This window comes from Streptomyces sp. SCL15-4, from assembly GCF_033366695.1.
Lineage (GTDB): Bacteria > Actinomycetota > Actinomycetes > Streptomycetales > Streptomycetaceae > Streptomyces.
The window spans coordinates 6,525,385-6,546,752 of record NZ_JAOBTQ010000001.1 but is presented as its reverse complement, the minus strand read 5'-3'; the positions used below and the strand labels follow the sequence as shown (position 1 = coordinate 6,546,752).

Annotated in this window: 24 protein-coding genes; 13 read left to right on the top strand and 11 right to left on the bottom strand. The window is 73.6% G+C overall.

The window, feature by feature from the left end:
- Positions 1–20: 20 nt before the first annotated feature.
- The 3 genes from SCK26_RS29360 to SCK26_RS29350 all read right to left on the bottom strand — a co-directional run bounded on the left by SCK26_RS29360 (position 21) and on the right by SCK26_RS29350 (position 2,956).
- Positions 21–1,400, bottom strand: coding sequence for a citrate:proton symporter (locus SCK26_RS29360; RefSeq protein WP_318204352.1), 1,380 nt, complete (start codon positions 1,398–1,400; stop codon positions 21–23).
- 140 nt (positions 1,401–1,540) lie between these two features.
- Complete coding sequence (locus SCK26_RS29355) at positions 1,541–2,158, bottom strand: TetR/AcrR family transcriptional regulator (protein WP_318204351.1); 618 nt, start codon at positions 2,156–2,158, stop codon at positions 1,541–1,543.
- A 240-nt stretch (positions 2,159–2,398) separates the two neighbouring features.
- Positions 2,399–2,956: a hypothetical protein gene (locus tag SCK26_RS29350; protein ID WP_318204350.1), complete on the bottom strand. Its 558-nt coding sequence runs from the start codon at positions 2,954–2,956 to the stop codon at positions 2,399–2,401.
- 150 nt (positions 2,957–3,106) lie between these two features.
- Here SCK26_RS29350 and hmgA point away from each other — a divergent pair, with 150 nt between their 5' ends.
- From hmgA to SCK26_RS29335, 3 genes are read left to right on the top strand one after another with little or no spacing between them, the layout of a single operon-like run.
- The gene (hmgA, locus tag SCK26_RS29345) at positions 3,107–4,453 is read left to right on the top strand and encodes a homogentisate 1,2-dioxygenase (protein WP_318204349.1); all 1,347 of its coding nucleotides are present in this window, start codon (positions 3,107–3,109) and stop codon (positions 4,451–4,453) included.
- A 46-nt stretch (positions 4,454–4,499) separates the two neighbouring features.
- Positions 4,500–5,249 (top strand): GntR family transcriptional regulator, encoded by a 750-nt coding sequence (locus tag SCK26_RS29340; protein ID WP_318204348.1) that lies wholly within the window; start codon positions 4,500–4,502, stop codon positions 5,247–5,249.
- A 24-nt stretch (positions 5,250–5,273) separates the two neighbouring features.
- Positions 5,274–6,428: a type ISP restriction/modification enzyme gene (locus SCK26_RS29335; protein WP_318204347.1), complete on the top strand. Its 1,155-nt coding sequence runs from the start codon at positions 5,274–5,276 to the stop codon at positions 6,426–6,428.
- On the opposite strand, the gene SCK26_RS29330 is transcribed toward SCK26_RS29335, so the two are convergent.
- Positions 6,425–6,964, bottom strand: a complete 540-nt coding sequence (locus SCK26_RS29330; RefSeq protein ID WP_318204346.1) for a nucleotidyltransferase domain-containing protein — start codon at positions 6,962–6,964, stop codon at positions 6,425–6,427. The two genes, SCK26_RS29335 and SCK26_RS29330, sit on opposite strands and share 4 nt — an antisense overlap.
- Positions 6,961–7,680 carry a TetR/AcrR family transcriptional regulator gene (locus tag SCK26_RS29325; RefSeq protein WP_318204345.1) on the bottom strand — a complete coding sequence of 240 codons (720 nt, stop codon included), beginning with the start codon at positions 7,678–7,680 and terminating at the stop codon, positions 6,961–6,963. The genes SCK26_RS29330 and SCK26_RS29325 overlap by 4 nt, the downstream gene beginning before the upstream one ends.
- Positions 7,681–7,743: 63 nt before the next feature.
- On the opposite strand from SCK26_RS29325, the gene SCK26_RS29320 reads away from it, so the two are divergent.
- The 3 genes from SCK26_RS29320 to SCK26_RS29310 are packed head-to-tail and all read left to right on the top strand — an operon-like array spanning position 7,744 to position 10,719.
- Positions 7,744–8,700, top strand: a complete 957-nt coding sequence (locus SCK26_RS29320; RefSeq protein WP_318204344.1) for an ATP-binding cassette domain-containing protein — start codon at positions 7,744–7,746, stop codon at positions 8,698–8,700.
- The gene (locus tag SCK26_RS29315) at positions 8,697–9,476 is read left to right on the top strand and encodes an ABC transporter permease (protein ID WP_318204343.1); all 780 of its coding nucleotides are present in this window, start codon (positions 8,697–8,699) and stop codon (positions 9,474–9,476) included. Before SCK26_RS29320 ends, SCK26_RS29315 begins: the two co-directional genes overlap by 4 nt.
- A 46-nt stretch (positions 9,477–9,522) precedes the next feature.
- On the top strand, positions 9,523–10,719 hold the full coding sequence (locus tag SCK26_RS29310; RefSeq protein WP_318204342.1) for a CaiB/BaiF CoA-transferase family protein: 1,197 nt from the start codon (positions 9,523–9,525) through the stop codon (positions 10,717–10,719).
- 41 nt (positions 10,720–10,760) lie between these two features.
- Here SCK26_RS29310 and SCK26_RS29305 read toward each other — a convergent pair whose 3' ends face one another.
- Positions 10,761–11,030 carry a hypothetical protein gene (locus SCK26_RS29305; protein ID WP_318204341.1) on the bottom strand — a complete coding sequence of 90 codons (270 nt, stop codon included), beginning with the start codon at positions 11,028–11,030 and terminating at the stop codon, positions 10,761–10,763.
- Positions 11,031–11,598: 568 nt separating this feature from the next.
- On the opposite strand from SCK26_RS29305, the gene SCK26_RS29295 reads away from it, so the two are divergent.
- Entirely contained in the window at positions 11,599–13,242 is a 1,644-nt protein-coding gene (locus SCK26_RS29295) for a serine/threonine-protein kinase (RefSeq protein ID WP_318204340.1), read from the top strand.
- Between the two features lie 74 nt (positions 13,243–13,316).
- Here the strand turns inward: SCK26_RS29295 and SCK26_RS29290 are convergent, their stop codons facing one another.
- Positions 13,317–14,123 carry an SGNH/GDSL hydrolase family protein gene (locus tag SCK26_RS29290; RefSeq protein WP_318204339.1) on the bottom strand — a complete coding sequence of 269 codons (807 nt, stop codon included), beginning with the start codon at positions 14,121–14,123 and terminating at the stop codon, positions 13,317–13,319.
- Between the two features lie 295 nt (positions 14,124–14,418).
- On the opposite strand from SCK26_RS29290, the gene SCK26_RS29285 reads away from it, so the two are divergent.
- The 3 genes from SCK26_RS29285 to SCK26_RS29275 all read left to right on the top strand — a co-directional run bounded on the left by SCK26_RS29285 (position 14,419) and on the right by SCK26_RS29275 (position 16,954).
- Positions 14,419–14,850 (top strand): hypothetical protein, encoded by a 432-nt coding sequence (locus SCK26_RS29285; protein WP_318204338.1) that lies wholly within the window; start codon positions 14,419–14,421, stop codon positions 14,848–14,850.
- 168 nt (positions 14,851–15,018) lie between these two features.
- Complete coding sequence (locus tag SCK26_RS29280) at positions 15,019–16,113, top strand: DUF5925 domain-containing protein (protein WP_318204337.1); 1,095 nt, start codon at positions 15,019–15,021, stop codon at positions 16,111–16,113.
- A 46-nt stretch (positions 16,114–16,159) separates the two neighbouring features.
- Positions 16,160–16,954, top strand: a complete 795-nt coding sequence (locus tag SCK26_RS29275; protein ID WP_318204336.1) for a DUF72 domain-containing protein — start codon at positions 16,160–16,162, stop codon at positions 16,952–16,954.
- Here SCK26_RS29275 and SCK26_RS29270 read toward each other — a convergent pair.
- Entirely contained in the window at positions 16,951–17,319 is a 369-nt protein-coding gene (locus tag SCK26_RS29270; protein WP_318204335.1) for a GntR family transcriptional regulator, read from the bottom strand. The two genes, SCK26_RS29275 and SCK26_RS29270, sit on opposite strands and share 4 nt — an antisense overlap.
- A gap of 72 nt (positions 17,320–17,391) precedes the next feature.
- Here SCK26_RS29270 and SCK26_RS29265 point away from each other — a divergent pair, with 72 nt between their 5' ends.
- Together SCK26_RS29265 and SCK26_RS29260 are read left to right on the top strand one after the other, a co-directional pair.
- Positions 17,392–18,321, top strand: a complete 930-nt coding sequence (locus SCK26_RS29265; RefSeq protein WP_318204334.1) for a GNAT family N-acetyltransferase — start codon at positions 17,392–17,394, stop codon at positions 18,319–18,321.
- Positions 18,302–18,835 (top strand): DUF402 domain-containing protein, encoded by a 534-nt coding sequence (locus tag SCK26_RS29260; RefSeq protein WP_318204333.1) that lies wholly within the window; start codon positions 18,302–18,304, stop codon positions 18,833–18,835. Before SCK26_RS29265 ends, SCK26_RS29260 begins: the two co-directional genes overlap by 20 nt.
- Before the next feature lie 21 nt (positions 18,836–18,856).
- Here the strand turns inward: SCK26_RS29260 and SCK26_RS29255 are convergent, their stop codons facing one another.
- On the bottom strand, positions 18,857–19,477 hold the full coding sequence (locus tag SCK26_RS29255; protein WP_318204332.1) for a class I SAM-dependent methyltransferase: 621 nt from the start codon (positions 19,475–19,477) through the stop codon (positions 18,857–18,859).
- A gap of 139 nt (positions 19,478–19,616) precedes the next feature.
- Here SCK26_RS29255 and SCK26_RS29250 point away from each other — a divergent pair, with 139 nt between their 5' ends.
- A complete protein-coding gene (locus SCK26_RS29250) occupies positions 19,617–19,754 on the top strand; it encodes a hypothetical protein (protein ID WP_318204331.1) in 138 nt (45 codons plus the stop codon).
- Positions 19,755–19,767: 13 nt separating this feature from the next.
- Here the strand turns inward: SCK26_RS29250 and SCK26_RS29245 are convergent, their stop codons facing one another.
- Positions 19,768–20,238 carry a GNAT family N-acetyltransferase gene (locus SCK26_RS29245; protein WP_318204330.1) on the bottom strand — a complete coding sequence of 157 codons (471 nt, stop codon included), beginning with the start codon at positions 20,236–20,238 and terminating at the stop codon, positions 19,768–19,770.
- A gap of 206 nt (positions 20,239–20,444) precedes the next feature.
- The gene (locus SCK26_RS29240) at positions 20,445–21,311 is read right to left on the bottom strand and encodes an esterase/lipase family protein (protein ID WP_318204329.1); all 867 of its coding nucleotides are present in this window, start codon (positions 21,309–21,311) and stop codon (positions 20,445–20,447) included.
- Between the last annotated feature and the right edge of the window lie 57 nt (positions 21,312–21,368).

The following is a 21,368-nucleotide window of genomic DNA, read 5'->3' as shown; positions in this document are numbered from 1 at the left end:
GCGCGGTCCTTCCCGGGTGATCAGACGATGCCGAACAGGAGCGCCGAGCCGAGCACCACCAGGGAGGTGAGCGCGGCCCACTTGACCACGAACCGGGTGTGGTCGCCGAACTCCACCTTGGCCATGCCGACCAGGACGTAGACGGCCGGGACGAGCGGGCTGGACATGTGCAGCGGCTGGCCGGCGATCGAGGCGCGGGCGATCTCCAGCGAGGAGACGCCGTGCGCGTGGCCCGCCTCGGCGAGCACCGGCAGGACGCCGAAGTAGAAGCCGTCGTTGGACATGAAGTAGGTGAGCGGGATGCTCAGCACGCCGGTGACCAGGGCCATGTGCGGGCCCATGCCGTCGGGGACGTTGTCCACCAGCCACTCGGCCATGTGGTCGACCATGCCGGTGCCTTGCAGGACGCCGGTGAAGACGGCGGCGGCGAAGACCATGCCGGAGACGTTGAGGACGTTCTCCGCGTGGGCGGCGATCCGGGCCTTCTGGTCCGGCATGTGCGGGAAGTTGACGGTCAGGGCGAGGGCCGCGCCGAGCAGGAACAGCACCGGGATCGGCAGCCACTCCATGATCATGGCGGTCAGCAGGACGACCGTGAGCAGCGCGTTGAACCAGTACAGCTTCGGGCGCAGGGTGGGGCGGTCCGGGTCCAGGCCCTGGAAGCCGTCGCCGGCTGCCTCGTCGGCGGGGTCACCGCCGGTGCCGGAACCCTCGGCCCGTGCGGTGGCACCGGCGCCGACCAGCACCGTCTCGGTCTCCTCCACCAGCACCTCGTCCAGCGTGAGCACGCCGAGCCGCGCCCGTTCGCGGCGGCCGAGGACGTAGGCGAGGACCATGACGAACAGCAGGCCCATGGCGAGGGCCGGGATCATCGGGACGAAGATGTCGCTCGCGTCCACCTTCAGCGCGGTGGCGGCGCGGGCGGTGGGGCCGCCCCAGGGGAGCGTGTTCATCACGCCGTTGGCCATGGCGGCGACGCCGGTCATCACGACCAGGGACATCTTCAGGCGCTTGTAGAGGGGATACATCGCCGAGACGGTGATCATGAAGGTGGTGGAGCCGTCGCCGTCCAGGGAGACGATCGCGGCGAGGACCGCCGTGCCGACCACGATCCGCAGCGGATCGGCCTTGCAGAACCTCAGGATGCCCCGGACGACGGGGTCGAAGAGGCCGACGTCGATCATCACACCGAAGTAGACGATCGCGAACATGAGCATCGCCGCGGTGGGCGCGAGGCCGGTGACGCCGTCGATGACGTAGTCGCCGAGCTTGCCGCCCTTGCCCACGAACACGCAGAACAAGGCGGGGATGAGCACGAGCGCCGCGATCGGCGACATCTTCTTCAGCATGATCAGGACCAGGAAGGTCGCGATCATGGCGAAGCCGAGGATGGTCAGCATGAGTGGATACCTAACGTTCGCCCTTGAACATCCCACCTGAGGGTCGGCGGTGCGATGACGTTAGGTCCGTTCAACCGGCGTTAACAAGATGTTGACGCGCGAGCAATAAGCGCAAAAGTCCAGGTCAGGGATGGGGCCGTTCAGTCGAGTACGCGTGCCAGGTAGGCCCTCAGCAGCTCCCGGGTCTCGGCGATGACCGCCTCGTCGCCCTGCGGGTCGATCCGGAAGGCGAGTTGCACGAGGGTGTCGGCGCTCTCCACGGCGACCAGGAAGACCCTTCGCAGTTCCGCGTCCGGAGTGCGGCCGAGATAGCCGGCGAGCAGTTCGGTGAGCCGGTCGGAGACGCGGGTGTTGGGCTCGTCGTGGCGGGAGCCGACCGGGATCTGGTTGCCGAAGTCGACCAGGGAGAAGCCGGGCGCGGTGCGCTTCATGGCGAGGTACTCGTCCAGGACGGCGTCCATGGCGGCCCGCCAGTCCCCCGTACGGGCCTTGTCCAGCCGCGCGGTGACGCGCTCGGCGTACCGCTCCAGGTTGCGCTGGGCGAGGGCGTCGGCCATCTCGCGTTTGTTGCCGAAGAACCGGTAGACCGAGCCGATGGGGACACCGGCGCGCTGGGCGACGGCGCGGGTGCTCAGGGCGTCGTAGCCGACCTCGTCGAGGAGGCCGGCACAGGCGTCCAGGATCCTGGTGAGCCGCTCGGCGCTGCGCCGCTGAACGGGCGCGCGACGGAGCGATGTCGCGTGGGGCACGGGCTTCATGATGCCTTTCCGCCGGGATCAGGTGAACCTTGCCTCAGGGTACGGAGACGGACGCCCGCCCCACTCATACGCCGAAGCGAACACACACGAACGCCGCCTTCGGCCGCGGGGCCAACGGGGCAACGGACGCGGCCTGCCCAGCCGCCGTGCCCTGCGGCCGACGGGCCGGCCCCGGCCATCCAGCCACCGGGCCGACGGGGCCGACCGCTCGCCGCCCGGGCGCGTGCCCGGGCGGCCGGCTCATGTGCCCCGGGTGGTCGGTGGGGTCCCGGTGCGCGGGGGGTGCTCGGTCGTTTCCGCGTCGGAGACCGTGATGTCGGCGGTGTTCTCGATCGGCTTGCCGTGGACGGCCCACACCGTGCCGTCGTCGGCGTACAGCCGGGCGGTGATCTGGTGGGTGCCGTGCGGGACACGGCCGGCGGCCAGGTGGTGGGTGGGGGTGTGCAGCCGGGCGACCCGGCGGCCGTCGACGAGGAGGTGGACCACCCCGCGCCCGAGGACCGCGGCCGGCCGGGCGTCCGGCGCGGAACAGCGGAAGTGACGCAGGTCCAGCCGGACGTCCCAGCCGCCGGCCGGGTCCGGCGTGACCTCGACGGCGACCGCGGGCGCGTTCCGCGCGGGCACCTCTCGCAGGTTGCGGCCGGTCTCGTCGGTGGTGTCCAGCACCTTTCCCACGGGCGACGGCGAGACCGTGCCCTCGTGCGCCTCACCGGTTGCGCAGGCCGCCGCTCCCCATGGCAGCAGGACACACACCGCGAGCGCGGTGAGCCGCCCGCGCGTCCATTTCTTCCACGACATGATCCGGAGCGTAGAACAGCGCCGCCACCTCCCGAATCCGCCTCAAGTCTGGTTCGCGCCCTACCGGAGAGGGAGACCGGGATCCCTCTTGCGCGGGCCCCCGCCGATTCCTACGGTGATGCATAGGAATCGGGAGCACAAGGAGCGATCATGAGCGATGGGGGCACCTCCCGCGCGAGCGTGTTCGAGCGCGGGGGAGCACGGAAGGCCGCCGAGGGGCTGCCGTATCTCACCGGGTTCGGCAATGAACACGCCTCGGAGGCGGTGCCGGGCGCCCTGCCCGAGGGCCGCAACTCGCCGCAGCGCGCACCGCTCGGCCTGTACGCCGAGCAGCTGAGCGGGACGGCGTTCACCGAACCGCGCGCGCACAACCGGCGTTCGTGGCTCTACCGCATCCGCCCCTCGGCCGCCCATCCGCCGTTCACCCGCACCGGCAACGGCGCGCTGCGCACGGCGCCGTTCACCGAGACGGTGCCCGACCCCAACCGGCTGCGCTGGAACCCGCTGCCCCAGCCTCCGGCCGGCACCGACTTCCTCGGCGGCCTGTGGACGCTGGGCGGCAACGGCGACGCCACCCAGCGCACCGGCATGGCCGTGCACCTGTACCACGCCGACGCCTCGATGGAGCGGGTCTTCTCCGACGCCGACGGCGAGCTGCTGATCGTGCCCGAGCGCGGCGGGCTGCTGCTGCACACCGAGTTCGGCCGCCTGCATGTGGAGCCGGCCCATGTGGCGCTGATTCCCCGTGGGGTGCGCTTCCGTGTGGAGCTGCTGGACGACTCCGCGCGCGGTTATGTGTGCGAGAACTACGGCGCGCCGTTCCGGCTGCCCGACCTCGGGCCCATCGGCGCCAACGGCCTCGCCAATCCCCGGGACTTCCAGGCGCCGGTCGCCGCCTACGAGGACGTCGAGGGCCCGGTGGAGGTGGTGAACAAGTTCTGCGGCAACCTGTGGACGGCCACCTACGACCACAGCCCGCTGGATGTGGTCGCCTGGCACGGCAACCATGTGCCGTACGTCTATGACCTGCGCCGGTTCAATGTGATCGGCACCATCTCCTACGACCATCCCGACCCGTCCGTCTTCACGGTCCTGACCTCTCCGTCGGACACCCCGGGCCTGGCCGGTGTGGACTTCGTGGTCTTCGCGCCGCGCTGGCTGGTGGGCGAGGACACCTTCCGGCCGCCGTACTTCCACCGGAACGTGATGAGCGAGTACATGGGCCTGATCGAGGGCGCCTACGACGCCAAGGCGGAGGGCTTCGTGCCCGGCGGCGGCTCGCTGCACAACATGATGTCGGCGCACGGCCCGGACCGGGAGACGTTCGACCGGGCGAGCGCGGCGGAGCTGCGGCCGCACAAGGTCGACGACGGGCTGGCCTTCATGTTCGAGACCCGCTGGCCGGTGACGCTGACCCCGCACGCGGCCGGGGCGGACCACCTCCAGCAGCGCTACGACGATGTGTGGCAGGGACTCGAACGGCACTTCCGCGGGTGACGCCCGGCGTTGCGCGGGAGGTCGCCCGCCGGGTACGGATAGCGGCGTGACCTCCTTCGCCCCGGACTCCATCGTCCTGAACCGCAAGCTGCCGCTGTGGTACCAGGTGTCGCAGTCGCTGCGCGCCTCGATACTGGGCCGCTCCCCCGAGGAGCCGCTGCGGCTGCCCACCGAGGAGCGGCTGGCGGAGCACTACGGCGTGAGCGTGCTGACCATGCGGCAGGCGCTGAAGGAGCTGGAGGACGAGGGGCTGATCAGCCGGCACCGGCGGCGCGGCACGTTCATCGAGCCCGGGGTGCGGCGCGGGGCGCCGGTGCGGCTGCTGGGCTCGGTGGACGCGATCGTGGCCCAGCAGTCCGGGATGACGACCGAGCTGCTGGAGCACGGCCGGGTACCGGTGCCGGCCGCGCTCGCCGAGTACTTCCCGGACCTCGCGGAGGTGGCGGCGTACCACCGGCTGCGCAGCGACGAGAAGACCGGTGAGCCGACCAACCACGCCGTCAACCACATCCGGCCCGACCTCGCGGAGCGGATCGATCCGGGCGACCTGGTGCGCTGGCCGATGACCAAGGTGCTCCGGGACGTGGTGAAGGCCGACATCGGCCGGATCACCGACACCGTGCAGGCGCGGCTCGCCGATCCGGAGACGGCGCGGCTGCTCGACGTGCCGTTGCTCAGCCCGATCCTGCACTACACCGGGGTGACGTACGACAGCGCGGGACGGGTGCTGGACGTGGCCGTGATCCATTACCGGGGGGACCGGTTCTCGTTCACGGTCACGCTCGACGCCACCTGATCCCAAGGCGGCCCAGGCCGTACGATGCCCACCGTGACGCATGACGACGCTCCGCTGCTGGCGGACCTCATGCCGTGGTCCGTCGCACCGTTGCGGCCGGGCCGTGCCTGGCCGGTGGCCGCCGATCCCCGCTCGCTGCGGGCCCGCTGGGACGCCCTGCTGAAGGCCGAGGGGGCACAGCGGGAGGCGCTGTTCGAGCCGACCCGGGCCCGTACGCTCACCTCGGCCGTGGGTCAGTTGCCCGGTCAGTCCACGGGTACGCGGCGGCTGGCGCGGGCCGAGGGTGCCTGTGCGGAGCCCGTGCGGGTGCTGGCCGCGCCGTTCGACGAGCGGTGGCTGATCCCGGACCACCGGCTGATCGACGCGGCCCGCCCGGAGCTGTGGCGGGTGGCGGACGCGCGGCAGGTGTTCACGGTGGAGACGGGTGACGCGGACCTGCCGCTGCTGGCGACCGCGCTCCTGCCGACCGTGCGCCCCGGCCGCGTCCGCCCGCTGTACCGCCGGCCCGGCGGCACCGAACCGAACCTGGCTCCGGGCCTGGTGGAGCACCTGTCGGCCCGCCTGGGCGCGCGCGCCTCGGCGGCGGACGTGCTGGCGTGGACCGTGGCGGCCGTCCGGCCGGACCTCACCGTGCCGCTCACCGACGACCGCGGCCTGTGGGCGGCCGGAGTGGAGTGGGGCCGCCGGGCGCTGTGGCTGATGTGCCGGGACGGGGAGCGGCCGAGGCTGCCGGGCGGCCGTCGGCCGTACGTCCGCGCGCCCCTGCCGGGCCGTCCGCAGACGCTGCGCTACGACCCCGGCGAGGAGGCCCTGCACCTGGACGAGGGCCGGATCTCGCCCGTCCCGGCCGAGGCCTGGGAGTTCGAGGTGGCCGGGGTCCGGGTCCTGGAGTCCTGGTTCGCGGCCCGTACCGGTCCGGCCGAGCCGGGCACGCTCGCCGCGATCCGTCCGGCGACCTGGCCGCAGAGCTGGACCTCGGAGCTGCTGGAGCTGATCACGGTGCTGACGCTGCTGGCGCGGACGCGGACGGCGCGTGCCGGGTTGCGGCCGGTGCCGGCGGTGACGGCGGGTGAGCTGCGGCGGGCGGGCGTGCTGCCGGTTCCCGGGTCCGCCCGCCGTCCCGCCTCGGTGCTGGGCCACCAGGAGGAGGGCCCGGAGGGGCAGTTCGCGCTGCTCTAGCCCGCCGTACGGGTGCGCAGGGCGGCCTCAAGCCGGGCGATGTCCTCGGCGTCCTTGGCGCGGCGGGGCCGGGAGGGGTCCCAGACCGGCATCATGCGCTTGATCTCGATCTGGACGCGCGGGTCGACGATGGGTGCCCGGAGCGCTCCGATCCGGCCGGGCTCGGTGCCGAGCAGCCCGTCCGGCCAGGGCGTGCCGGCCCAGGGGCAGCCGGCCACCGTGACCCGTCCCCGCGCGTCCCGGTCGATCAGGGTGAAGCTGCTGTCCAGGCCGTCCTTGACGTAGTCGAGCTGGAGATCCGCGGGCGGCCCCGGCACCGGTGTGTGGCCGAGCCGGGAGAGGATTCCGGCGAGGGCCGGGGCGTCCCGTGCCCAGGCGAACCAGTCGATGTCGCCGTGGTCGCGGGTGACCCAGCCGAGGAAGAAGTCCATGGCCCAGCCGCCGCGCAGCCAGAGCGGGACGCAGGCGTCCCGGGCCGCCTCCAGCACCTCGGCCACCAGGGCGAGTTGGCGCCGGGCACGCTCCTGGTCCCTCACGGCTCCCGGCGCGACGCGAACGCGTCGATGACCCGGTCCACCGCCCGTTCGAACACCGCCTCCGGGTCGATGGGCCCGGCGTCCTCGGTGAACGCCGCCGCCATGCGCGGGTACGCGCCGGTGGCGAGCCGGCCGCCCAGGTAGGCGATGCGGGCCGCGTTCTCCTCGTCCTCGGACCACGGCAGGGCACGGACCCGCTCGGCGGTGTCGAGTTCGTTGCGGACGTAGGTCGTGACCATGCCGTTCAGCATGGCGATCAGCTCCAGCTTGGTGCCGTACCGCTCCTCCAGCGGGTCCAGGCAGGCCAGGCAGTGTTCCAGGTAGCGCAGGGCGTTCGGGCTGAAGCCGTAGACGGGGGACATCAGGCGCGGCAGCCACGGGTGCCGGCGCATCAGCTCGCGCGTCTGCCGGGCCACGCGGCGCATGTCGGCCCGCCAGTCGCCGCTCGGCTCCCACGGCTCGTGCTCGCCGCCGGCCGCGTCCACCATCAGCTCGTACAGGTCCTCCTTGCGGGGGACGTAGTTGTAGAGCGACATGGTGCCGCAGCCCAGTTCGGCGGCGACGTGCCGCATCGACACCGCGTCGAGCCCCCGTTCGTCGGCGATCCGGACGGCGGCGGCGGCGATGTCGTCGCGCGTGTACGCCGGTTTCGGGCCCCGGCCGGCCCGCCCGGGGCGCGCCCAGATCACCTCGGGTACGGCCCGTCGGACTGCCATCGATCGATCACCTCGGCACCATCCTAGTTACGTACGGCGTACGTAGTGCGCTATGGTCCCGGCATGACTACTACGTACGCTGTACTTAGTGAGGGTCTGGAGAAGCGCTTCGGCGCGGTACGGGCCCTGCGCGGGCTGGATCTGGCCGTCGCCGAGGGCACGGTCTGCGGACTGCTCGGCCCGAACGGGGCCGGGAAGACGACGGCGGTGCGGCTGCTGACCACGCTGCTGCGCCCGGACGGCGGCTCGGCCCGCGTCGCCGGGCACGATCCGGTGCGGGAGGCGGCCGCCGTACGGCGCCGGATCGGGGTCACCGGGCAGTACGCCTCGGTCGACGGCGACCTCACCGGCCGGGAGAACCTGCGGCTGTTCGCCCGGCTGCACCGGGTGCGCGGGCCGGCCGGCCGCGCCGACGAACTGCTGGACCGCTTCGGCCTGGCCGAGGCGGCGGACCGGAGGGCGTCCACCTATTCCGGAGGCATGCGGCGCCGGCTCGACCTCGCCGCGAGCCTGGTCCGCCGTCCCGCCGTGCTCTTCCTGGACGAGCCCGGCACCGGGCTCGACCCGGCCGGCCGCGCCCGGATCCGGCAGGCCGTGCGCGAGCTGAAGGCGGACGGCACGACCGTGCTGCTGACCACGCAGTACCTGGAGGAGGCGGACCAACTCGCCGACGACATCGTCCTGATGGACCGGGGCCGGGTCGCCCACACCGGTTCGCCCGCCGCGCTCAAGGCGGTCATCGGGTCGCACGCGGAGGCGGTGGTCGCCGACGCCGGGGCGCTGACCCGGGCGGCGGCCGTGCTCGACCGGCTGACCGGCCGGGAACCCGTGCTCGACCGGGACCGCAACGCGGTCGGCGCGGTCACCACCGACCCGACGCTGACCCTGCCCCGGCTGGTGCGCGCCCTGGACGCGGCCGGTGTGCCGTTGCTGGACGCGTCCATCCGGCCGCCCACCCTCGACGACGTCTTCCTGCGGCTCACCGGTGAGTCCGCCCGCGACGAGGAGGCCGCCGCGTGAGCGCGCTCGCGTACGACGGGCTGGCGATGGCGGGCCGGCAGCTGCGCCGGGTCCGCAACAACCCGGGGCTGGCGGTCCTGACCCAGCTGATGCCGGTCAACATGCTGCTGTTCTTCGGCTATGTGTTCGGCAGCGCCCTTGCCGTGCCCGGCCGTGAGTACCGCTCCTTCCTGGTGCCCGGACTGCTCGTCGCGACCGCCGCCGGCGGGCTGATGACCGGCATGTTCCAGGCGGCCCAGGACACCCACCGGGGCGTGGCGGACCGGCTGCGCGCGATGCCGGTGAGCCGGGCCGCCGTCCCGCTCGGGCAGGCCGTCGCCGACCTGGCCGTCACGACGCTCGGGACGCTGCCGCTGCTGCTGACCGGACTCGCGGTGGGCTGGCGGATCGAGGGGTCGGCGGCCGGCGCGGCCGGGGCCGTCGGGCTGCTGCTGCTCTTCCGGTTCGCCTGCACCTGCGCCGGGATCTTCCTCGGCCTCATGACCCGCAGCGAGGAGGCGGCCGGACAGCTCGGCGCGTCCTCCTTCGTGCTGCCGCTGCTCTCGAACGCGTACATCCCGACCGGCAACCTGCCGGACTGGCTGCGCACGCTCGCCGAGTGGAACCCGATCAGCGCGGTGACCACGGCCCTGCGGGACCTCTTCGGCAACGCGCCCGTCCCTCAGGGCGCCGCCTGGCCGGTGGCCCACCCGGTGGCCGGTTCGCTCGCCTGGTGCCTGTTCCTCACCGCCGTGTTCCTGCCGCTCGCGGTGGCCCGGTACGCGCGGACCGGGTGACCGCGCGCTGCTGACAAAGCGCCGGACGGAGGAGATCATCCACCCCATGGATCATCTCCCGCTCCCTCTCGAGGGCATCACCGTCGTCGCCGTCGAACAGGCCGTGTCCGCGCCCTTCGCGACCCGGCAGCTCGCCGACCTGGGCGCCCGGGTCGTCAAGGTGGAGCGGATCGACGGCGGCGACTTCGCGCGCGGCTACGACACGGCGGCCCGCGGTCTCGCCTCGCACTTCGTGTGGTGCAACCGCGGCAAGGAGTCCATCGCGCTGGACCTGAAGGACCCGCGCGGCCTGGAGGTCGTACGGCGGCTGGTCGCGGACGCGGACGTGTTCGTGCAGAACCTCGCGCACGGCGCGGCGGCCCGGCTCGGCCTGGACGCGGCCACGCTGTGCGCCGCGCACCCGCGGCTGATCGCCGTGGACATCTCCGGCTACGGCGGCTCGGGGCCGTACGCGGACAAGCGGGCCTACGACATGCTCGTGCAGTGCGAGGCGGGCCTGGTGTCGGTGACCGGGACGCCGCAGCAGCCGGTGAAGGCGGGCATCCCGGCGGCGGACATCGCGGCGGCCATGTACGCGTTCTCCGGTGTGCTGGCCGCGCTGGTGCGGCGCGGCACGACCGGGCGGGGCGGGCCGGTGGAGGTGTCGATGCTGGAGGCGCTCGCCGAGTGGCTGGGACATCCGCTGCACCACACGATGCACGGCGGCGAGCCGCCCGCCCGCACCGGGCTGGCGCACGCCGTGATCGCGCCGTACGACGCCTATCCGACGGCGGACGGCGGGCGGGTGCTGCTGTCGGTGCAGAACGACCGGGAATGGCGGCGGCTGGCCGAACAGGTCCTCGGCCGCCCGGAACTGGGCGCGGACCCGGCGTACGCGACGAACGCGGCCAGGGTGGCGCACCGGGAGCGGACCGACGCGCTGGTGGCGGAGGCGCTGCGGGCGCTGGACGCCGAGGAGGCGCTGGCCCGGCTGGAGCGGGCGGGCATCGCCTGCGCCCGGCTGCGGGATGTGCGGGAGCTGGCGGAGCACCCGCAGCTGGCGGCCCGGCGGCGATGGCGCCGGGTGGGAACGCCGGCCGGCCCGCTGAAGGCGCTGCTGCCGCCCATCACACTGCCGGGCGGGGACGAGGCGCGGATGGGCGAGGTGCCCGCGCTCGGGCAGCACACCGAAGCGCTGCTGCGTGCCGTGGGGATGACGGACGACGAGGTCGCAGCGCTGCGCCGGGACGGCGTGGCGGCCTGAGCGCGGCGCCCCTGCGCGAAGGCGGGGGCCCTGCGGCGCGGTCAGTGACCGCCGAACAGCGAACGGCGCAGCCGGCGCAGCGGCGCGAAGAGGGAGACGCGGCTGACCCGCGCACCCCGGTCGCTGCGCGTGTGCACGGAGTCGCGTGCCGTCAGCTCACGCATCAGCGAGGTCGCCTCGACCGTCTCCCGCTGCGGTATGGCGGGTCCCGCCAGCACCGACAGATGGCGGTCCAGGCGCGAACTGGTCGCGCTGCTCCCGCAGGTGATCGCAGGGACCCTGGCCCTGCTGCGCACTGTTATCTGTTCCATGTCACTCCCCACCCGTACGAGTCACCCGGCCCGGGCACGCTAACCCTATCGCCCCACTGGGGCACCCGGGTATCTCGCCCACAGGATTCACCTTCCCTGTAAGGGGGTTGACCATCCCTCGTTGACTACTCTCCGAATCCGACCGATTTCAGGGTGAGTTGGACAAGCGGGCGGCCGGTGGGGCGTGCTGAACCGCCGTCGGGCCCGATGGTCACGGCGAGTGACGTCGCGGCGGCGCCGGGGCCCTTGGCGATCAAGGGCGTGTCGCACGTCGCCAAGCCCGAGGGTGACGACGGCTTGCCGCGCGGACGTCCGGGGCGGACGGAACGTGTGCGATCTCACGCGCGCGGACCCGCTCGGCGGCCGGCCGGTCGTGGGCGCGGTGTGCCCGCACCGTGAACGTGGCCGCCGGGATCGCGGCCTCTGGCGCCGGGAGTTGCGGTGTTCAGCCGGCATACCCGGTGGTATCGGTGCCGAGCGTGGGAAGAGTGTGCCCGAGGGGGCCGCTTCCGTGGTCCGCCTGGCGGGGTTTGCTGGGAAGTCGCGCGAGAGGCCGTGGGGGGCGCCCGTGTCCGCAGAACCGGGCCGTGAACGTGTGATCGCGGGTCGCTACCGCCTGCTGTCCGCGCTGGGCGAGGGCGGCATGGGCACGGTGTGGCGGGCCCGGGACGAGGTGCTGCGCCGCGAGGTGGCCGTCAAAGAGGTGCGGGCGCCGGGGACGCTGCCCGGTCCCGACGTGGAGCGGATGTACGCGCGGCTGGAGCGCGAGGCGTGGGCGGCGGCCCGGGTCGCGCACCGGGGCGTGGTCACGGTGTACGACGTGGCGCTGGAGGCCGGCCGGCCGTGGATCGTGATGGAGCTGGTGCGCGGGCTGTCGCTCGCCGACCGGCTGGCGGCAAAGGGCCCGCTGCCGCCGGCGGAGGCCGCGCGTGTCGGCGCCGAGGTGCTGTCCGCGCTGCGCGCCGCGCACGCCGTCGGAGTGCTGCACCGGGATGTGAAGCCGGCCAACGTGCTGCTGGCCAACGACGGCCGGGTGGTCCTGACCGACTTCGGGATCGCGTCGCTGGAGGGCAGCTCGGCGCTGACGATGACCGGCGAGGTGATCGGCTCCCCCGAATACCTGTCGCCGGAGCGGGCGCTCGGCCGCACACCGGGGCCGGAGGCGGATCTCTGGTCGCTCGGCGTGCTGCTGTACACGGCGGTCGAGGGCGTCTCGCCGTTCCGCCAGAACACCGCGCTGAGCACCCTGCGGGCCGTGGTGGACGAGGAGCTGCCGCCGCCGCTCGGGGCCGGACCGCTGGCGGCGGTCGTCGAGGGGCTGCTGCGCAAGGACCCCGCGGAGCGCACGGCCGCGGAGCGGGCGGAGCACGAGCTGCGGATCGTCGCGGCGGGCGGCACTCCCGAGGCGCCTGCCCGGCCCGTGCCGCCGTCCACCGCGGCGACGCTCCTCGCCGGGCCCGGCGAGGAGGAACGGTGTCCGGCACCGGGGCCGTCCGCCGTTCCGCAGCCGTCCGCCACACAGCCGTCCGTTCCGCCGGGGCGGACCGGGCGGGCCGGCGCGGTCCTGGTGGCGGGCGCGCTGGTCGCGGTGCTGGCGCTGGCGGGGCTGGCGTATGTGCTGACGCAGCGCGACGGCGACGGTCAGGGGAGCCGGGGCGCTCCGTCGGGCGGCGGCGCGGCGACATCGGCCCCGCACGGCGGCGGTACCTCCTCGGCCACGGCAGCGGGCACGTCCGCCGGGGGCCGTCCGGAGCAGTCGGTGGGGGTCGCGGTGGCCGGGGAGCGCACGGAGTACTCCGGGGCCTGTCCGCCGCCGGGCGGGCGGGCGCCCGCCTTCACGGCGACGTTCACGGTGGAGCGGCTGCCGGCGCGGGTGGAGTACCGGTGGGTGACGACGCGCGGCTCGGTGTCGGACCCTGGGTGGCGCACGCTGTCGTTCCCGGCGGGCGGCGGAAGGACGCGGCAGGTCCGGGTGACGCTCACGGTGTACAAGGGCGGCGCGTCGGCCGGGGACCGGGTCGGGGTGAAGGTGCGCGAGCCGGTGAAGGCCGCCTCGGACACGGTCCCGTTCTCGGTGGACTGCGCGCGGACGGCGACGGAGACGCCCCCGGGCGGGCCCCCGTCCTCCGCCTCCGCCTCCGCCTCCCCCTCCGCGTCCGCGTCCGCGTCCGCGTCCGCGTCGAAGTCGGAATCGGCTACGGGCTCGCCCTGAGCGAAGTCCCGGAAAGGGTCCGGAAATTCACTCCGCAGGGCGAGCCCGTTCGGGTGATGCGTTGACCGTGGACGTTACGCGTTGTTCGTGAACACCGGCAGGTAGCCGCCGGAGTGGCCGGCCGCGGTCGGGTGGTAGGACTGGCCGATGTCGAGCCAGTCGACGCTGTGCAGCCAGGCGGAGCCGGAGCAGATCTCGTGGCCGGAGAAGGTGGTGCGGACGTCGCCGAAGACGAAGCTGTGGGCGGTGGCACGGGCCTTGATGGTGGTGTCGATGTAGTCGGCCGCGTCGTTGACGGCGGCCCGCTTGGTCTCGGAGAGGCCGAGGCAGGACTGGCCGAGCAGGTAGAAGCGGGGGTAGCCGATGACGACCACCCGGGCGGCCGGGGCCTTGGCCCTGATCGCGTTGTAGAGGGTGTCCAGCTTGCCGGGGAGCGTGTTGGCGACGTACGCCTTGGCGGTGTTGATCCGGGACAGGCAGGAGCTGTCGGACTGGAGCACACAGGTCGTCATGACGTCGGCGAAGCCCGCGTCGTTGCCGCCGGCCGTGACGGACACCAGCGAGGTGGAGGAGTCGAGCGAGCCGAGCTGGTTCGCGAGCACGTCGTCCGTCGTGGCGCCCGAGCAGGCGTTGAAGGCGAACGAAGAGGGGCTGTGGGCGGCGTTCCACAGGTAGGGGTACGCCTTGGTGCTGCGGTCGCAGTCGCCGCTGGAGCTGATGTAGCTGCCGGCGCCCACTCCGGAGGAGTAGGAGTCGCCGAGGGCTACGTAGCCGCCGGCCGCGGCGGTCGGGGACGCCTGCGCCGAAGCGGCCCCGGTGGCACCGAGACCGATGGCGAGGAGGAGCGAGGTAACGAGTCCGGTAAGGCGGGAACGTCTCATGGAGCCTCCCTCTAGCAGGATCTCTGCCTCAACGTTGGTAGCAGCTACGCGTGTTGACAGGAAGTGTTCATGCCAAAACTGTCGCCGTCTCAACGAGATCGACCAGAGACATTCACGGCTCATGCATTGCATGTACATGCCATATCTGTAGACGCCTCGCCAACTCCGTTGCCGGCCGCGGCACACCGGGCCCGGCGGGAACGCCCGTTCCGCGCCGGCCGTCGTCTTGACGCCCCGTCGGCGGCTGCGCGACATTGAAGCCCGGCATCAGGCGCGTCGGGGGGCGAAGTCGCCAATGCGGACCATACGTATCGAGGCACCTTCTTCAGACGGCACCGGAACGGACACCGACGGCACACGGCCGGGACCGGGAAGGGGTCCGGCGCCGCTGCTCGCCGGGGCCGCGACCGCCGTGGTGGCGGCCGGCGCGCTGCTCGCGCTGATCGACTCCGGATCACCTCTGCGCGCCCCGTGCACGCTGTTCTTCCTGCTCGCCGCGCCGGCCGGGGCGATCGCCGCCGCGCGGCGCGGGCCGGATCCGCTCGGCCGGGCGGTCACCGCCCTCGCGGGTGCGATCGTCGTCGACCTGCTGGTCGCCCAGGGCATGGTGGCCGCGCACCGCTGGTCGGCCGGGGGCGGGGTGGTCGCGGTGACCGGGTTCAGCCTGCTGGTCCTGCTGGTCGCGCTGCTCAGGGACCGCGCCCGCCGAGGGCGCCCGCGCGACTGACCGCGGCCTCCCGGGGCGCCGCGCCTCTTCCGGCGCGGCGCCGGGTCTCCAGGGAAGTGCCGGGCCGTCAGGCAAGTGCCGGGCCGCCGGCGGAGCGTTCCGCCTTCACCGGAGCGTTGGGCCGGAAATACCGTGCGGGCGGGGCATCCGTGCCGGATCATGGCGGGCATGTCCGCGAACCCACACGACGCCCTGCCGATCCGGCTCCACGTCGACGATTCCGACTCGCCCTCCGACGTCGTCGACGCGCTGTTCCTCGGCCGCTTCGCGACGGGCGAGCAGCCGTACTCGCACGCCGTGAACATCGACCGCGTCCGCTCGGGAGCCAACCTGCTGCCGGAGGGCGCCCGGGTGCTGCGGATGGCCCGCGACGACGACCGCAGCGCGACCCTCGCCGAGGGGGACGGCTGGACGCTGCTGGTCTCCCGCTGGAACCGGGGCGCGGACGTGACGGTCACCGCGACCAGCGCGGAACTGGCCGAGCGGGTCCTCGGCCAGGCCACGGACGGCGCGGCCGACGAGCCCGAACCGCAGCCGGAGAACGTGACGATGGGGTTCTGGTACGTCTCCCCGCGGCGCGGCCCGCACCGCACCACCCGGCAGATCTCCGCGGGCACCTGGGAGGAGGTCCGGGCCAACTACACCGCGCCGGTGGCGGACGCCATGGACCGGCTGATGCGGACGACGCCCGAGGACATCGCCGGCCGGCTGCTGCTGCTCCACGGCCCGCCGGGCACCGGCAAGACGTCCGCGCTGCGCACCCTGGCCCGTTCCTGGCGGGACTGGTGCCAGGTCGACTGCGTCCTGGACCCCGAGCGGCTCTTCTCCGACGTCGGCTATCTGATGGACATCGCGATCGGCGAGGACGACAGCGCGGGCAAGGGCCGCTGGCGCCTGCTGCTGCTGGAGGACTGCGACGAGCTGATCCGCGGCGAGGCCCGGCACATGGCGGGCCAGGCCCTGTCCCGGCTGCTGAACCTCACCGACGGCCTGCTCGGCCAGGGCCGCAACGTCCTGGTCGGCGTCACCACCAACGAGGACCTGGAGCGGCTGCACCCCGCCGTGGTCCGTCCCGGCCGCTGCCTGGCCCGGATCGAGGTGGGCCCGCTGACCCGCCGGGAGGCGGTGGACTGGCTCGGCACCGAGCAGGGCGTCGGCCGGGAGGGCGCGACCCTGGCCGAGCTGTACGCGCTGCGCCGGGGCACCGCGCCGGCGTCGGTGCCGGGGGCCCGGGAGGGAGCGGACGCGGGGCTGTACCTGTGAGCACCGTTCGGGTGAGCGCCGTCACGGCGGGTGCTTTCATGGGTGTATGACCCTGTATGTCGGCACGTCGGGGTGGCAGTACAAGGACTGGCGGGACCTCGTCTATCCGGCCGGGGTGCCGGCGCGGCTGTGGCTGGAGGAGTACACCCGGCTGTTCGCGACCGTGGAGCTGAACAACGCGTTCTACCGGCTGCCGGCGTACGACACCTTCGCCGGCTGGCGGGAGCGGGTGCCGCCGGACTTCGTGGTCGCGGTCAAGGCCAGCCGGTTCCTGACCCACATCAAGCGGCTGAAGGACCCCGGGGAGCCGGTGCACCGGCTGCTGGCCCACGCGGCGGGTCTCGGCGACCGCCTGGGCCCGGTCCTGCTCCAGCTCCCGCCGACCCTGCGCGCCGACCCGGCCCTGCTGGACGCCTGCCTGGCCTGCTTCCCGCCCGGTACGCGGGTGGCGGTCGAACCCCGGCACGCGTCCTGGTGGACGGCCGAGGTGCGCGAGGTGCTGGTGTCCCATGGCGCGGCCCTGTGCTGGGCCGACGTCCTGGCCCGCCCGGTCGTCCCGCTGTGGCGCACCGCCGGCTGGGGCTACGTCCGCTTCCACCAGGGCCGCGCCCGGCCGTGGCCGCGCTACGGCCGCCGCAGCCTGGAGACCTGGGTCGACCGCGTCGCGACGACCTGGCCCGACGGGGCGGACGTGTACGCGTACTTCAACAACGACCCCGGCGGGGCGGCCGTACGGGACGCGGTGGTGTTCGCGGCAGCGGCGCGCCGGGCGGGTCTGCCGGTGACGCGCACCCCGGAGCCGGCGAGATCCGCCCGGCCTCTGCCACCGCCGCTCCCCTAATCCCCGTAAGCCGCCCGCAGGGCGTCCCGTACGGCGTCCAGCGCCTCCTCCTCCCCCAGCCCCAGCCGCCGCGCCCGCTCGGCGTAGGCCTGCGCGGCGAGGGAGGCCTGCCGGTTCGCGGCCGAGCCCGCGGCCGCCACGAACGTGCCGTTGCGTCCCCGCGTCTCGATCACGCCGTCGTTCTCCAGCGCCCGGTACGCCTTGGCGACCGTGTTCACCGCGAGCCCGAGGGACTCGGCCAGCCCCCGCACGGTCGGCAGCCGGTATCCCACCGGGAGCGCCCCGGACCGCGCCTGTTCGGAGATGTGCGCCCGCACCTGCTCGTACGGGGGCGCGCTGTCATCGATGCGGATCTTCAGGCTCACGGGGCCGATTGTCCCGCACCCGCCGGAAAATGGGAGGCAGCCCGGCACGGGACCCTCGTACGGTGCGTTCCCATGACAGTCCTCGTGCGTGACCTGTGCCCCGACGTCCCCGCCGAGGCGGAGGGCTTCGCCCGGGTGCGCCGCCTCGCGCTGCCGTACATCCTGTTCACCCCGGAGTCGGTGCGGCACACGGCCGCCCATGTCCACCCCGGGGCCCGCTTCCGGCCGCTCGTCGCGGAGGAGGACGGCGAGATCATCGGCACGGCGCAGGTCCATCTGGTCCACGACAGCCCCGAGCCGGGCCAGGGCGTCCTGAACGTCTACGTCCGCCCGGACCGGACCGGGCGCGGGGCCGGCCGGCTGCTGGCGCGGGCCGCCGAGGAGTACCTGGCGGACCTGGGCGCGACCCGGCTGCTGGCCTGGGCCCTGGACGAGCCGGCCAACCACGCCTTCGCCGAGCGGCGCGGCTACCGGCGGAGCCGCAGCGCCCACTTCCTCCGGCTCGACCTGGCGCACGGCAACCTGCCGCCGCTCCCCGGGACCCCGGCCGGCGTCGAACTGCGGACGGCCGCCGGCTTCGCGGCCGATCCCCGGCCGCTGTTCGAACTGGACGCGGAGACGGTGCGCGACGAACCGGGCGACGTGGACACGGAGTTCTCGGACTACGACGCGTGGGTGGCGGAGGTCTGGCACCATCCGCTGCTGAACCGGGAGCTGACGGTGGTGGCCTGCGCCGGCGGCCGGCCGGTCGCCTTCAGCGTGGCCTACACCGACGGCGGCACGCGGTACTCCACGGCGATGACCGGCACCGTCCGCTCCCATCGCGGCCGCGGCCTGGCCAAGCTCGTCAAGGCCCACTCCCTGTACCGGGCCCGTGCCGCCGGTCTCACCGAGGCGTTCACGGGCAACGACACCGGCAACGGTCCCATGCTCGCGATCAACACGTGGTTCGGGTACGAGAAGTGCGCGCGGGAGGTGCGGTATGTCCGCGAACTCGGCTGAGGTGCCGGCCCGGTGGGAGGTCGTCCTGGTCAAGGCGGGCCGGACGAAGATCCGTTATCCGGCGGAGCTGCTGCGGGACGACGGCGAGCGGATCGTCGTCCGCGCCTCCTGGGCGGGCTCGGGAGTGCGGGACTTCGGGTTCGTGCGGTTCGAGCCGGGCGATGTGTTCACCGAGTACTACTGGCGCGGCCGGTGGTACGCGGTGAAGGAGGTCCGGGCGGCGGACGGCTCCGTCAAGGGCTGGTACTGCGACGTCACGCGCCCGGCGGTGCTCCCCCCCTCCCGCTCGAACGCGGACACCGCTGCCGGGGCGGAGCTGGTCGTGGAGGATCTCGACCTGGATCTGTGGCGCTCCGCGGACGGGCGGGAGGTGCGGCGCCTGGACGAGGACGAGTTCGCCGCGAGCGGGCTCGCCGGGACGGACCCGCGGGCCGCGGCCGCCGCGGTGGCCGCCCTGGACGAGTTGGAGGCGCTGGCGCTCCGCCCCGGCGGCTTCGCGGAGTTGCTGGCCTGAGCCGGCCCGGCCCCCGGCGGGTCACACGGTGGCCACCACCGCGTACCGCTCGTCGTCGACCTCCTTGCCCCACAGCGCCGCGTGCGCGGACAGCGGCTCCACGCGCACCCGCCGGGTCAGCGGCTCCAGCAGGGCGGTGAGCCGTCCGGCGGCCATGCCGACCGGACTGTGGGTGCCCCAGACGCCCTCGACCAGCACGAACCGGCCTCCGGGCCGCAGCAGGCCCCGCCAGTGCCCGAGCGCGCCGGCGGGGTCCGGCAGGGCCCACAGCACATGGCGGACGAGGACCGCGTCGAAGCTCCGCTCCCCCACCGGCGGGGCCGAGGCGTCCCCGCACAGGATCTCGGCGGGGCGTCCGGCGAGCTTGGCGCGGGCCCGCTCCACCATCGCCGGGGACCGGTCGACGCCCGTGACCCGGTGTCCCTGTTCGACGGCGAGGAGTGACAGGCTGCCGGTGCCGCAGCCGAGGTCGAGGAGGTCGGCGGGGTGGCCGGGGAGCCAGGCGCGCAGCCGGTCGGCCCAGGCCGCGCGCACCGAGGGGTCGCGCAGTCCGTGGTCGGGTTCGTCGTCGAAACCGGCGGCCAGCGCATCCCAGTCCGCTTCCGGGGCACCAGCACCCCTGTGCGTGTTATCGCTCGTCATCCCCGGAGAGTGACACACGCCACTGACACCGCGAACGTGACAGCCACCACTGACAAACCGGTACCGACAAGGAACTCTCGCCCGAAACGTCTACCTCCGTGACAACGCGGAACCCGGGTAGGCGCCGAAGGAGGCAGCGATGCGCCGCATGACCGTGCAGAAGAAGCCCCTGAAGAGGACGGACAGCCGCCGGATACGCGAGGAGGCGGAGGAGACCCCGGCGGGACGGCCGGAGGTGCGCAAGGACATCGCGCGCACCTGGTGGCCCGACAGCTGACCCGGAGGGCGTCTCAGCCCAGCCGCTTGCGGTAGTGGATCCGGTCGTAGGGGCCGTCGACGCGGCGGGCCACGACCTCGTAGCCGTAGCGCGGATAGATCTTCTGGTTCTCCCACATCATCGCGTTCGTGTAGAGCCTGATCTCGTCCAGGCCGAGTTCTCGCGCGCGTGCGTCGACGAAGCGCAGCAGCCGGCGTCCGACGCCCGTGCCGTGGGCGGCGGGATGGACGGCGACGCTGTCCAGGAAGAGGTGGTCGGCGAACGCCTCGACCACCACCAGCCCGACGACCGGCTCCCCGGTGACGAACACCTTTCCCGCGGCCACGTCCGCGGCGTGGTCGGCCTCCATGGGCTGGGGCACGACGTTGATGCGCTCGATGTAGGGGCGGTAGGCCGCGTCCGTCACCGCCCGCACGGCGGGTACGTCCGGTGCGCCGGCCGGGCGGACCCGTTCCTCCGTGCCGCCGTCTTCCTTGTCGATCATGGGCGCACGCTATCGGCCTGAGCGGAGCCTGAGCACTTCCTTAAGCGCACCATAAGAATCTCCTCCCACGGCCCTCGCCGGGCGATCCGGCCGCGTTCCCGGGCTAGCTTCGGATCGCCCTCGGCCGGTGCGGCGGCGCGCGACGGACGGCGGCGAGACTCCGGGGCCTGTGCGGCGGCTCAGGCCGGACAGGCCCCGGCGGCGGCTCAGCTCAGGGCCGAGGCGCAGGTGGTGGCGGTGGCGTGGGCCGGGTCGAGGGCGTTGGCCACCTCGTGGAAGGCGATCCGGTCGGACAGGCCGATCGCGAGGTGCTCGGACAGGTCGAGCGGGCAGAGGTCCTGGAGCAGGACGTTGCGGACGCCGGAGCCGCCGAGGTACTGGGTGCGCCAGGGGGTGACCACCTCGTCGTACCGGGTGGCGATGACGGTGTAGCGCACGCCGGGAACGGTGTCGCCGCCCGCGTTCAGCTTGGTGAGGAAGGCGGAGCCGGCGATCTGGTCGGCGAGGCCGGGCGTGGCGGCGTCGAGCAGGTCCTCGGCACCGGGGAAGTACGGGAGCAGGTGGGTGAGGCCGTCCAGGTCGGTGCCGTGGTTGTCGGGGGCGAGGCCGACGAGGGCGTGCACCTTGGCCGCTCCGCCGAGGAACTTCAGGTAGTAGCGGGGCATCATGCCGCCCTGGGAGTGGCCGACCAGGTCGGCCTCGGCGGCTCCGGTGGCGGCGAGCACCTTGTCGACGAAGGCGGACAGCTGCCCGGCCGACTTGTCGATGGGGCCGAGACCGTGGAAGAGGGGGACGCCGGGAAGCTGGCCGTAGTCCAGGGAGTAGACGCAGTATCCGCGGCTCGTGAGGTACGGGGCGAGGCCGAGCCAGTTGTCGACCGAGTTGCCGAAGGTTCCGTGGACGAGGACGACGGGCCGGGGGTGCGCGGCGGAGGGCCTGCACGAGTAGTCGTTCCACCCGCTGCCGGGAGCACCGGCGTCGGAGGCGCTGGCGGTGGCGGCCGGTACGGCGACGGCGGCGACGGCGAGCAGAAGCGCGGCGAGCGGTCTGAGCGCTCGCTTCCAGGGCAGCATCGTGTGATCTCCTTGCGGCTCAAGGGGAGGTGCACGGCCTGTCCCTGTGATCCGGAT